Origin of the sequence: Arthrobacter sp. 2762, assembly GCF_040548745.1 — a bacterium.
Lineage (GTDB): Bacteria > Actinomycetota > Actinomycetes > Actinomycetales > Micrococcaceae > Arthrobacter.
Genome location: NZ_JBEPSI010000001.1, coordinates 749255 through 761531 on the forward strand (window position 1 = coordinate 749255; position 12277 = coordinate 761531).

The following is a 12277-nucleotide window of genomic DNA, read 5'->3' on the forward strand; positions in this document are numbered from 1 at the left end:
TTCAAGCATTAGAGGAGATCATGCTCATGACACTTGCCCCGCTCATTGAACTCAACGACGGCTACAAGATTCCGCAACTGGGGTTGGGTACATGGCCCTTGGATGATGCCCAGGTTGCTGACGCCGTAGTGGAAGCTGTTTCCTGCGGCTATCGGCACATTGATACGGCGGTTAAATATGGCAATGAGGAGGGAGTCGGCAACGGTATCCGCGCCTGCGGGGTGGACCGGGGTGAGCTCTTCATCACCACCAAGCTGGACGGCGGATTTCAAGGCTCGGGCAAGGCAGTGCCTGGGCTCGATGGCTCGCTGGAACGGCTGGGGCTGGACTACGTTGACCTGCTGCTGATCCACTGGCCGCTCCCCCGCCGTGACGAGTTCGTCTCCACCTGGAAGACCTTCGAGGAACTTCGGGCCTCTGGCAGGGTACGGTCCATCGGCGTTTCCAATTTCAAACCTTCGCACCTGGACCGGCTGTTGAGTGAGACGGATGTTGTTCCAGCGGTCAACCAGATTCAGGTCAATCCCGCCATCCCGCGTCCTGTTGCCATCGCGTTCAACGAGCAGCACGGGATTGTCACGGAATCGTACAGTCCGTTAGGTGCAAGCAGCGACCTCCTGAATGCCCCGGTTTTGGCGAGCATCGGCACCAAGCATGGAAAGACGCCCGGCCAGGTGGTTCTTCGTTGGCACGTCCAGCAGGGCCTGGTTGCCATCCCCAAGACTGCCAATCCGCAAAGGATGCGGGAAAACCTTGACGTTTTCGACTTCGAGCTGGACCAGGATGATCTTAGAAGGCTGCAAACCCTCGACGCCGGTCCTGATGCCGGCGTCGACTCGGACGTGCAGGGACACTAGGGGGCGGGGACACTAAACATGGGGGAACTGAACATGGAAACAGCCGGCACTGAAACACTCATCTGGACCGGGTCCTACACCGCGGACCGGAATGGAAATGGCGAAGGGATCGGCGCCCTCACCCTGGATACAGACGGGAAACTCACTTCGCTTGGCCTGGCTGTCGCCGCGAACTCCCCGTCCTTCCTCTCCGTCCACCCAACCCTCCCTGTGCTCTATGCCGTGGCCGAGGAAGGCAAGATGGTACGGGCCTACCGCCGTACCGGTACCGTTGAATTGGAGCAAATGGGCGAACCGTGGCTGGCTGGCGAGGCTGCTTGCCACGTCGCGACGGATCCACAGGGCTGGTTCATTGTGGTTACCTGCTGGGGTGACGGCCAGGTGATTCTCTACGAACTGGACCACGACGGCGCCATCACGTCGCGGACCAGCGCGGAAGCCGCCGTCGACCCCCATCAGACTGGACCCACCGACGAGCCGCGGCCCAGCCGCGCACACTCAAGCCTCATGCTTCCCGATGGTCGCGTGATGACCACGGACCTCGGACACGATCTTGTAAGGGTTTGGCGGTATGAGCCGGGCAAGGGGCTGCTGCCGGACCACCACGTGATCCTGCCCAAGGGCTCCGGCCCGCGTCACATGGTGCGGCATCCCAGCGGCACGGTTTTCATCGACACGGAGTACTCGATTGAGGTTGCAGCAGTCAGGGCCGAACCCCAAGGAGTCTACGAACTCACGGCCGTGGTTCCCGCCAGTGTCAACAAAGCGTTCGACGGCGACTCCGCCGCCGAGATTGCAATGTCCACTGACGGTCGGTTCGTCTACGTGGGAGTCCGCGGCTCCAACCGGATCTGTGTCCTGAAGGTGGGCGCACAGGGCACGGACGTGAGACCCCTGGCCGATGTGCCAAGCGGGGGCGAATGGCCACGGCACCACCTGGTCCACGACGGCTGGCTCTTGGTGGCGCATGAAGGTTCCAACGATGTCCTGAGTTTCAGGCTCGACCCGGAAACCGGCCTGCCCGACGGTCCCGTGGGCAGGGTGGAGACGGGGTCCCCGAGCGTGCTGGTTCCGGCGGGTTAGGCCGCCCAGACCTGGACGTCGTCCGTTCCGCAGAACAGCTTGCGGCCAGTGGGTTCAAGGACAACCCACAGCAGTTCCTGGTGGTGGGAAACGTCGTCAACACGGCCGGTACCGGCACCCCAGGCGACGTCGTAGATCCAGACACGATCCCCGGCGCCCAGTTCAGTCCACTGGGCTGCCGGCACGTGCCGGTAGTCGGCGGGCCTGTTCAGAATGGAGCTGGTCATGCTGAGACTTCGCCGGCGGTCCGGCGCCGCCAGACAGTGGGCACTCCATTGTGCGCAGGGAGGACGTGACCTTCGGCGAACACCTGGACGGCATCAGGCTCAGAATCCGGGCTCCACAAACCCGAGGCCGGGCAGTGGGAACCGGTGGGCATGACACGGGTGGCTCGTTCGCGCAGGAGGGCGATGCTCTTCATCGTTGAAACTCATCCTTGGGTAGTTCAGGGCGCTGCATGCTGTGAAGCAGACCCTGGTGTGAAGCAGATCTCCTCAACCCTATGCAAGTCATGGACGGTTCGTTATAGGCAATTGCATAGCATTTCCGCATGGTGTCATGCAGGCGAACAATAGGATTCGAGCCCTTTCTCGGCTAGAAATTCTGCAAACGCTTCCAGATTTGGAGCGCGTAACAGCCCTTCACATCTAGAAAACCTTCTATTTCTGTGGAATCCATGAAAGCAAGCGCTTACAGTTGTGAGTTGCCACACAGCAGAGTCGCTTAGCGGAAGGTTTCATCACTTGCTATCTCGCAGCTATAGATCCATTGTCCCCGCCGTCGTACTCGCCACCGCAGTGGTGACGGCATCCACTGTCCTGCCCGCCAGCGCGGCCGTCGCTACCAAGAAAACCCCGCCTGATCCCGCCGGCCAACACTCGGTCCGCGGCGGCGTCAGTGATCAGAACTTCTACTTCGTCATGGCTGACCGCTTCAACAACGGCACAAAAGCCAACGACGACGGCGGGCTGGGTTCGGATCCGATGGTGTCCGGCTACGACCCCACTCGCAAGGGCTTCTACAACGGTGGTGATCTGAAGGGCCTCCAGGACCGTTTGGACTACATCCAGGGTTTGGGAACGAATGCCCTGTGGCTTACGCCGAGCTTCAAGAACAAAGCTGTCCAAGGCGGCGGCGAGCTGGACAACAGCTCTGCCGGATACCACGGGTATTGGGTTACGGACTTCACCCAGATCGATCCCCACTTGGGCACGAACGCGGAGCTGAAGACGCTTATCGATGCCGCCCACGCCCGGGGCATGAAGGTCTACTTCGACATCATCACCAACCACACTGCCGACGTGATCCAGTATCAGGAGTCGGAGTCAGCGCCCTACATTTCCAAGGAAAGCGAGCCGTACCGCACGGCGGCCGGTGAGGCCTTCGATGACCACGATTACGCCGGCACGCAGGACTTTCCAGCACTGGATCCAGCCACGTCCTTCCCCTACACGCCGGTGGTCCCCGAAGCCGAGAAGGACGTCAAGGTTCCAGCATGGCTTAACGACTCCACGCTGTATCACAACCGTGGCAACACCACCTTTTCCGGCGAGGACGCGCTCTACGGCGACTTCTTCGGCTTGGACGATCTGTTCACGGAGAATCCCCGCGTGGTCAATGGATTTGTTGATGTCTACAAGAGTTGGATCCACGACTTCGGGATCGACGGCTTCCGCATCGACACCATGAAGCACGTCAACGATGAATTCTGGCAGCAGTTCGGTCCGCAGGTCCTGAGCTATGCCAAGGAACAGGGCAAGGACGAATTCTTCATGTTTGGCGAAGTCTTCGACACCTCCAAGAGCGTCACATCCAAATTCACCACCAGAAACAAAATGCAGGCCGTTCTCGACTTCGGCTTCCAAGGAGCTGCCCGCAGCTTCGCCTCCCAGAGCAGCAAGGCCAGTGGCTTGGCCGAGTTCTTCAGCGGAGATGACTGGTACACGGATGCGGATTCCAACGCCTACCAACTGCCTACATTCCTGGGGAACCACGATATGGGCCGTATCGGCACGTTCATCGCCCAGGACAATGCAGGAGCCTCCGACGCCGAACTCGTCGAGCGCGATGAACTCGCCCACGAGCTGATGTACTTCTCCCGCGGTAACCCCGTTGTCTACTACGGCGATGAGCAAGGATTCACGGGGGCAGGTGGGGACCAGGACTCCCGGCAATCAATGTTCGCCAGCCAGGTTCAGGAATACCTTGACGACGACCTTCTGGGCACGAGCGCGACGCATGCAACGGACAATTTCGATACCGGGCACCCGCTGTACAAGAAGATCAGCGAACTTGCTGCACTCACCGCCGAGCACCCCACACTCCGCAGCGGTGCACAGCAGAACCGCTACGCTGCCGACGGCCCGGGGATTTACGCCTTCTCCCGCATCGATGCCAAAGAGCAACGTGAGTACGTGGTTGCCGTGAACAACAGCGAGAGCGCCCAGACCGCGGAGATCCCGACGTACGAGGCGAAGCAGCCGTTCAACCTCGTTTATGGCGACGCTGCAGCCGACGCCAAGACTGACACTCAGGCGAAGCTGACCGTTACGGTTCCTCCGCTTTCCACCGTGGTGTACCAAGCAGCGGGGCGACTCGCGCAGTCCAAGGCGGCACCCGGCGTCGTACTCAAGAAGCCAGTCACGGCCGCCGGTGACGCTTCCCGCCTGAAGGTGGCGGCCGACGTCGACGGTAACTCGTTCTACGAAGTCACCTTCCAGGAGCGGACGGCAGGCGGCGAGTGGCAGTCGATTGGCACGGATGACAACGCGCCCTACCAGGTGTTCCACGACGTATCTTCCCTGGAGTCCGGCACGTCAGTGGAGTACCGCGCAGTGGTGCTGGACAACAGGGGACAGACTTCGGCGAGCGAGCCGCGAAGTGGTGTGGTGGGTGAGCCTGTGCAGCCCGAAACCGTGACCGTTGCCGGCAGCCTCAACACCGAGCTTGGCTGCACGGAGGATTGGCAGCCGTCGTGTGAGCAGGCGTCGATGACGTACGAACCAACACACCGTCTGTGGCAGCTGAACGTCCCGAACCTCCCGGCGGGAACGTATGAGTTCAAGGCTGCGCTCAACGGTTCGTGGGATGAGAACTATGGAGCTGGCGGCGTTCTGAACGGTCCGGATGTGGTGTTCACGCACCCTGGCGGCGCCGTCACTTTCTTGTACGACCATGCAACGAACGTGATCAGCGCCGCGGTTGCCGGTCAGCAGCCTGCTGCCGTCTCCGTTCCCGGTAGCCTGAACTCCGAGCTCGGCTGTGCCGGCGACTGGATGCCTGATTGCCGGCAAGCCCAGCTTGCCTTGGATCCTGCAGATGGGACCTGGAAGCTGTCCGTGCCGAGCCTCCCCGCCGGGAACTACGAGTTCAAGGCCGCTATCAACGGCTCCTGGGCTGAGAACTACGGCCTGGGCGGCGCCGCGAACGGCAGCAACATAGCGCTGAAGCACGACGGCGGCCCGGTCACCTTCCGGTACGACCCCGCCAGCCACCTGCTCACCACCCGCTAGCCCAAGTAGGTCGCAGTTGAGGCCGTTCTGAGCTCTCAGAACGGCCTCAACTGCTACTCAGATGGGGTTATTTGTAGCTGACGCTCAGGAGCAGGGACTTGAGCTGGGCGTACTGGGTGCTGCCCATCCAGGCCTTCGCTGCCTCAGGGGTAGCGAAGGTTGGTTGCTTGTCGAGATCAAATTTCACGTATGCGTTCATGAACCCGTTGGGGACCCTGATCTGGTTTGTGCCGGACGAAGTCTGCCCGGATTGAAGCTCGGAGGACAGCCGGATGTCCATGACGTAGACCGGAGGAGAGTCGGAACGCCCACTAGCCGTGGGTATCCCCCCGTTACCGGAGCTGTAGTCGATGTTCATGATGTAGTTCAGGGAGAAACCGAATTCCACCTGGTTTCCTGCTGTATCCGTTACTCCAGGAACCACGGCACGGTCCAGAACTGTCCGGTCCACCAGCCCGGCAGTACCGTCGCCGTAGAAACCGCTGCTCATAAAGGCGACTTCAGCGCCGGTGCTGTCCAGAACGGTGGCTCCGTCGGAAGGACCTTGTTCCGGGCGAACAGTCCAACCGGCGGGGTACCTGAACGAGACGTGCCCATCAGGGAAGGTGAATGTCTGGATCGTGGGCACCTGGACCGGCGGCGCCACGGGTGCAGTGGTGGTCGCAGCTGGTGCGGTGGGGGTCGGCACCTGACTGGCGTCCGGCGTCGGAGTCGCAGTTGGCGTTGCTATTGGCGAAGGCGTGGCAGAGATGCTGGGAGTAGGTGTCGCTTCCGGCGTCGTCACAGTGACGGCCGGCGCCGGCGTCGAGCTCACTGGCCCAAAGTTGGCTGCCACGAGGACACCGGCAGTGACGGCGGCTGCTCCCAGCAACAGCGCTCCGGCAAGCCGGACCTTGCGGTTCCGGCGCTCTTGGAGCGAGGTCACGCCAGCCGGCACAGTGTCACTGAACACCCGAGGCCCTGTCAGCATACGGGCCAAGGCTTCTTCGCCGTTGATTTCAACCTCTGGTTCGTGGGCAAGAGGGTCGATCGAGGAAATCTGGCTCTTGATCTGGTCCATCTCAGACTCCCATCTTGTGTGTAGTCGTTTCGACACCTGCAGGCATCTGTTTCCGGAAAGCACCACGTGCGCGGTGCAAGCGGACCTTCGCTGCGGATTCACTGCAGTTGAGTACCCGCGCGATTTCGGCACAGCCCAAACCGTCCCAATACGCCAGCTGGAGGATGTCCCGGTCCTGTTCGCGGAGCCGGGCCATGGCATCCTGTACCACGACGTTCTCGGAGTCGTCCCCGAAACGCTCCACCGCCGTCGTGCGTAGTTTTTCCTGCAGCGCCTGTTGCCGGTCACGACTCCTGTACGCATTGCCGACGAGATTGCGGGCGACAGTGAGCAGATATGGGAGGTCAGGCTGGGAGACGTCGTCCCATTTTTGCCACACGACCCGGAAAACGTCCGCCGCGATTTCTTCGGCGATTTCCGCCGATTCCACCCTGCGGCGGACAAATCTGAAAACGGATGGATAGCTGTTTTTGTGAATGGCGATAAACGCCAGTTCGCGCTCGGAAAGCACGATTTTCCCCCTGAAAGTAGTGTCCTGAACTGCAGGATACTTCTATAGTTTCCGGCCGACGTCCCACGGTTACACGCGGCTTGGAGAATTTTGGATAGATTCGTCTGACCGAACCTCGAGCGAAAGCGTGGAAGTCACATGGTGGAATCAGGTCCCGCAGCAGACTGGGCCCGGAGGCAGGTCGACCAAGGGCGCGTGCCCGTGGCGGTGCTGGGAATTGCATCGAGCCACGGCATCTCCGACGTTTTTGCCTTTGGACACGACGACGGCCGGAAGGCAACCATCGATGACCACTTTGCGCTGTTCTCAGTCACCAAACCCATCAGCGCAATGACGGTGATGCGCCAGGTTGAGTTGGGGAAATTATCGCTCGGCAATTCATTGACGGATGCGCTCCCCGGCTTCGGCGCCGGCCGCACGGACACCGTGACCCTCGAACACCTGTTGAGTCACCGCTCGGGAATCATGGATACACAGCTCGACGGCGGCACTCCCCTCCGCGAAGACCTCACCACGGCGGAGCAAGCCTTCTATGCGGGATCGTTGGTCCAGTACTGCAATGTGGCTTTTGAAGGCGCTGCGGCGATGGCCGAATGGGCCGACGGGCGCCCGTTCGAAGAGCAGGTTCGTTCATTGGCTGAGGACACCGGCGCGAAAGGCCTCACTTTCCACCCGGACTGCAATCCGCACATAGTCCGTGGCGCAGAAGAGCAGGGCCTGGATGTTGAGGGGATGTACAAGAAGAAGCACCCTGGCGCCGGGCTGTTCGGCACCGCCACGGATCTGCTCAATCTCGGCACTGAGTTGCTGCGCAATTCGGGCAAGGGGGTGCGGCCCGCAACGCTTGCGGCCATGCGCCGGCCAAGGACTACCGGGGTTTCCCACATCAGCGTCCGGCCCAAGCCTTTGCGGCACACGGGCCTTGGTTTCCAGATGCCAGCCAACGAATCGGAGCTGATTGCCAAGGGGATCTACGGTCACCCAGGGTGGTCGGGCACGGAATGGTGGATGTTCCCGGAGCAGGACCGGTGCGTTGTGTTCCTGACCAACGTCCTGGACACACCGGACCTTGGCGTGGACACGAATGAGCTCTTCAACGCGGTGGCTGCAACCTAACCCAAGTAAGTAGCAGTACAGCGCGTTTTGAGGGCTCTAAACGGCGTTATCTGCGACTCAGTTGGGCTGGGCCGAGCGCCTCGCCCAGCCACGCCATGCGGAAACAGCCCACGCGATGACGAACAGGCACACCAAGAGCAGGCCTGCGTCGCCAAGGTCGATCCCTCCCAGCCACGTGGTCAGCGGGTCCTCGAGTTCAAACGCCGCGTTGACGAATCCCCCGAGCGTGATCACGGAGATGAACAGCGCCGAGACAGCCGAGATGCCGGTGATCACCACGTTGAAGCCGAGCTTGCGCTGTGGGTCATTGATGGCCGACTTGTACATCTTCATCATGGCCACGCCATTGATGGAATCGCATAATGTCATGGCCGCGGTGAACGCGAGCGGGAGCGCCATCAACGCCAACGGCGAGACTCCGGCGAGTGACGCCGTCGTAGTGATAACCAGCAGCCCGATGGTGGTGGCCGTATCGAAGCCGAGGCCGAAGAGGAAACCGATCACGTAGATGTTCCGCGGCCGCTCCACCTTTGACAGGGGCTTGGCCAGCAACCGGGCAACGAATCCCTTCGCCTCGAGATCGTCTTCGTGGATCCGGCCACCAGCCTGGACGCTCCGGTAAACCTGCGTGGCACGCATGAATGCCGAGCCGTTGAAGAGCCCCATCCCCAGCAGGAACAACCCCGACACCCCGCTACCGATCAAGCCCAGCACCTTGTTGCCCGCCGTGCCGTCCTCCATGAATTGCCCTATCACCGTTGCGCCCGCCACTACCAGGAGCCCGGCCAGGATCACCACGGAACTGTGGCCCAGGCTGAACGCGAAGCCGACGCTCACCGGATCCTTGTGCTGCGCGACGAACTTGCGTGTGGAGTTATCGATCGCGGCGATGTGGTCCCAGTCGTAGCTGTGCTTGATTCCGGCCACGTACGCGGTGATCACCAGGCCGAGCGCCAAAGGTTGGGCCGCCCCTGCAGAACCAAGCAGCAAAAGCACGACGGCGGCAACGTGCAGGGCGGCGACCGCACCGAACGTGAAAAGTAGCCGGGTGCGCAGCGGCAACTTCTCCCGGTCCCGGTACATGGCAGCGAACTCCAGCAGCGCAGGCATCAATACTTCCTCAGGTTCACGGGTCCCTGACCATACCAACGTTCGCGGAGAACGCTGGTGCAGGCGCCCAGGAGATGATGGAGTTCGTCGGTGCTGTTGGACAACGATCTCAGCACAAGCCCCGTAGTACCGCCAACACGATTGGTCAACGAAACGCCCGAGTAAGCATCATGCTCCCGCGTCACGTGGTGCAGCTCGTCGGCAAGCTCCTGATCCACCCTCGGATCAACAACCACCAACGAGCCCACATGGCTGAAACCCTCCATGAAGCCCATGCCAGTCACATCCCCCAGCGGCGGCCGTATCAGGAGGTTATCCAGGACCAACAACTGCACTCCCTCACCGCCCACGACATGAATCTCATTGCGCAACCGCAACTCCTCATACCGGAACACCCCGCCGTCCGGCGACCACCCCGGCGTGATGACCTCGGCCATGACAAGGCTCGACGTCGGGTGGAGACTGATGCGCGAATTCTGCCGATAACTCGCCTCCCGATAGGCGATCAACTGGTCAGGCAGCAACTCCAACCGCGCCCCCTCCCCCAGCCGCACCTTCATCCGCTGTTCAGCAAAGGACCCCGGAGTCCGATACACCTTCGTGGCCGACTGCGTAGTCAACAAAAGCTCCGCCCCAGCCTGGACCTCAACATCAAGGAGAAACAAGTCCGCGCCCAAATACGCCCCGCCAGGATTAACCATGACAAAGCAAACCTGCCCGGACTGATCCAAATAATGCGGCCGCAAAACTCTTAGAGCGCCCTGATGGAACTGATGCACGGCCACGGACCGCCCAGCACGCTGGGCCACTCGCAATTGGAGTTCGCCCATCGGGTTCCTCAACCCTGAGGCGGCTGAGCCGGATTTGGGGGCCGCGGCGTGGTGGGCATCGTGGGAGGCCCACTGCCGCGAGGGCCCCGACTCGAGCTTGCGAGAGTTGGGAGCGGCTGGGGACGGGCACGGCCCCAAATCCGGCGAAGCCGCCGGCCCCGTGGCGGGCGCCGCCCCCGGTGAGACGACCGCTGACTCGAGTCGGGTCATGAGGCCAAGTCCAGCATCAGGACATCGCGGCGGATCCAGTTCAGGACGGCGTCCAACCCTTCGTCGGTTTTGAGATTCGTGAAGCAGAAGGGCTTGTTGCCCCTGAATTCCTTGGAGTCCCGCTCCATTACTGAGAGGTCTGCTCCGACGTGGGGCGCGAGGTCCGTTTTGTTGATGATGAAGAGGTCGGATTTGATCATGCCCTGGCCGGCTTTGCGGGGGATTTTTTCGCCTTGGGCTACATCGATGATGTAGATGGAGAAGTCGACGAGTTCGGGGCTGAAGGTTGCTGAGAGGTTGTCGCCGCCGGATTCGACGAAGATAACTTGAAGGTCGGGGTGCCGGGTTTTGAGTTCGTCGATGGCTGCTGTGTTCATGGAGGTGTCTTCGCGGATTGCGGTGTGCGGGCAGCCGCCGGTTTCGACGCCGATGATGCGGTCTTCGGGGAGGATGCCGTTGGCTGCAAGGATTTTGGCGTCTTCGATGGTGTAGATGTCGTTGGTGATGGCGGCCATGGAAATGTCGCCACTCATGTGCCGGGTGATGCGCTCGACGAGTTGTGTCTTGCCGGCTCCAACCGGTCCACCGACGCCGATTTTGATGGGTTCAGACATGTGTCCTCCTGGTTAGCTCATGAACATGCGGGCGCGTTGCCGCTCGTGCCGCATTTGTGAAATTTCAAGTCCGGGGCTCACGGCCCCAAAGTCGTCCCAGCACAGTTGTGCTACAACCTCGACGGCGGCAGCAACGGCGTCGTGCGCGTGCCGAAGTACCCGTTGCCCGGCGTTTTGCCCGAGCGGGATTGCGCGCACGGCGTTCTGCGTGAGGGAAGTAACCGTGGCAAACAGATACGCAGCAAGCGCCTCCTCAAAAGGAACCCCCAAGGACCGCGCGATCACCCCAAAGGCCAACGGCTGGTGCCCCACAGCACTACCCCCACGAACGAGCGCCCTATAGGCCTCCAACTCCGCCGAAGGAAACACCTCCCCGCCAATCTCCAGGAGCCGCCCACCCATCTTCAAGGAAGCCTCCCGAACCTCCCGAGCCAACAACTGCCCGGAAAGAACAGAGTCCAACAAACCAACATCCACCCCCTCATACAAAAACCGCACAGCCAACCCATCCGAATAAGTCAACTGCTGCCCCACAAACGAGGAAAGCCAAAGCACAAACGACCCCTCATCAAAAACAACCCCGCGCTCGATATACGTCTCAAACCCCAAAGAATGAGCAAACGCCCCCGTAGGCAACGCAGAGTCAGTCAACTGCTGAAGAGCCAGCTGATATCCCGCACTCATCGCGTACCGCGCTGAAGCGCGGGGCCGTAGCTGGCCCACGAGGCGGAGGCGGGTGATAGGGGCCGCGGCGTGGCGGGCCACGCGGGGGGCCCACTGCCGCGAGGGCCCCGACCTGAGCTTGCGAAGGTTGGGAGCGGCTGGGGACGGGCACGGCCCCTATCACCCGCCGGAGGCTTGCCGACCGCGGCACTGTCGCACGGCACCTCGGGCACGCACTTAGTGCGAATGCTCAGCATGGCGAAATGGCACCGGCATAACCCGCTCTTGCCTGTCGTAGGGGACGCCGACGCTCTTCAGGTAGTCCTCGACGGTGTGGTCATACTGGCACACCATGACGTCGGCCCCATACTCAGACAGCGAGTCGAAGAATTGCGCCTGCAGATGCCGGTTGCCGAGGGAGTGCGCGACCACCCCCATTTCGTGGATGCTGCGCGGAGCAATCACGAGGACGTCTGTTGGCAGCACGGAGATGACGATGAGGTTGGCGTCGTCGGCGGCGAGGATGTCGCCGTCGCGCAGGTCGCCGGATCCGGTGGGGAGTCGGATGCCGAGTTCTTTGCCGTGGTCGGTGGTGACGCGTTGGATGCGTTTGACGAGCAGGGCGCTGGGGAGGACGACTTTTTCTTTGTGGTGGCCAGCGTAGGCGTCGGGGTGTTCGTGGAGGTTGCCGAGGATTTTTTCGATGATCAC

General features: G+C 61.5%; 13 protein-coding genes. 4 read left to right on the plus strand and 9 right to left on the minus strand.

Features of this window, described 5'->3' with window-relative positions:
• Positions 1-26 precede the first annotated feature (26 nt).
• Together ABIE18_RS03690 and ABIE18_RS03695 are read left to right on the plus strand one after the other, a co-directional pair.
• Complete coding sequence (locus tag ABIE18_RS03690; RefSeq protein WP_499721254.1) at positions 27-857, plus strand: aldo/keto reductase; 831 nt, start codon at positions 27-29, stop codon at positions 855-857.
• 18 nt (positions 858-875) lie between these two features.
• Entirely contained in the window at positions 876-1940 is a 1065-nt protein-coding gene (locus ABIE18_RS03695) for a lactonase family protein (protein WP_499721256.1), read from the plus strand.
• On the opposite strand, the gene ABIE18_RS03700 is transcribed toward ABIE18_RS03695, so the two are convergent.
• Together ABIE18_RS03700 and ABIE18_RS03705 are read right to left on the minus strand one after the other, a co-directional pair.
• Positions 1937-2167: a hypothetical protein gene (locus tag ABIE18_RS03700; protein ID WP_216922625.1), complete on the minus strand. Its 231-nt coding sequence runs from the start codon at positions 2165-2167 to the stop codon at positions 1937-1939. The two genes, ABIE18_RS03695 and ABIE18_RS03700, sit on opposite strands and share 4 nt — an antisense overlap.
• Entirely contained in the window at positions 2164-2361 is a 198-nt protein-coding gene (locus tag ABIE18_RS03705) for a hypothetical protein (RefSeq protein WP_477516588.1), read from the minus strand. Before ABIE18_RS03705 ends, ABIE18_RS03700 begins: the two co-directional genes overlap by 4 nt.
• A gap of 322 nt (positions 2362-2683) precedes the next feature.
• Here ABIE18_RS03705 and ABIE18_RS03710 point away from each other — a divergent pair, with 322 nt between their 5' ends.
• The gene (locus ABIE18_RS03710) at positions 2684-5452 is read left to right on the plus strand and encodes an alpha-amylase family glycosyl hydrolase (protein ID WP_499721257.1); all 2769 of its coding nucleotides are present in this window, start codon (positions 2684-2686) and stop codon (positions 5450-5452) included.
• Between the two features lie 67 nt (positions 5453-5519).
• Here ABIE18_RS03710 and ABIE18_RS03715 read toward each other — a convergent pair whose 3' ends face one another.
• Together ABIE18_RS03715 and ABIE18_RS03720 are read right to left on the minus strand one after the other, a co-directional pair.
• On the minus strand, positions 5520-6512 hold the full coding sequence (locus ABIE18_RS03715; protein ID WP_499721259.1) for a hypothetical protein: 993 nt from the start codon (positions 6510-6512) through the stop codon (positions 5520-5522).
• A 1-nt stretch (position 6513) separates the two neighbouring features.
• Entirely contained in the window at positions 6514-7023 is a 510-nt protein-coding gene (locus ABIE18_RS03720; RefSeq protein ID WP_499721261.1) for an RNA polymerase sigma factor, read from the minus strand.
• Positions 7024-7161: 138 nt separating this feature from the next.
• Between ABIE18_RS03720 and ABIE18_RS03725 the strand changes: the two genes are divergently transcribed.
• A complete protein-coding gene (locus ABIE18_RS03725) occupies positions 7162-8139 on the plus strand; it encodes a serine hydrolase domain-containing protein (protein WP_499721262.1) in 978 nt (325 codons plus the stop codon).
• A gap of 57 nt (positions 8140-8196) precedes the next feature.
• Here ABIE18_RS03725 and ABIE18_RS03730 read toward each other — a convergent pair whose 3' ends face one another.
• The 5 genes from ABIE18_RS03730 to ureE form a co-directional block, all read right to left on the minus strand.
• Positions 8197-9249, minus strand: coding sequence for a HoxN/HupN/NixA family nickel/cobalt transporter (locus tag ABIE18_RS03730; RefSeq protein WP_499721263.1), 1053 nt, complete (start codon positions 9247-9249; stop codon positions 8197-8199).
• On the minus strand, positions 9249-10079 hold the full coding sequence (locus ABIE18_RS03735; RefSeq protein WP_499721265.1) for an urease accessory protein UreD: 831 nt from the start codon (positions 10077-10079) through the stop codon (positions 9249-9251). The genes ABIE18_RS03730 and ABIE18_RS03735 overlap by 1 nt, the downstream gene beginning before the upstream one ends.
• Before the next feature lie 206 nt (positions 10080-10285).
• Entirely contained in the window at positions 10286-10903 is a 618-nt protein-coding gene (ureG, locus tag ABIE18_RS03740; protein WP_499721266.1) for an urease accessory protein UreG, read from the minus strand.
• Between the two features lie 12 nt (positions 10904-10915).
• A complete protein-coding gene (locus ABIE18_RS03745; protein ID WP_499721372.1) occupies positions 10916-11587 on the minus strand; it encodes an urease accessory protein UreF in 672 nt (223 codons plus the stop codon).
• 216 nt (positions 11588-11803) lie between these two features.
• Complete coding sequence (ureE, locus tag ABIE18_RS03750) at positions 11804-12277, minus strand: urease accessory protein UreE (RefSeq protein ID WP_499721268.1); 474 nt, start codon at positions 12275-12277, stop codon at positions 11804-11806.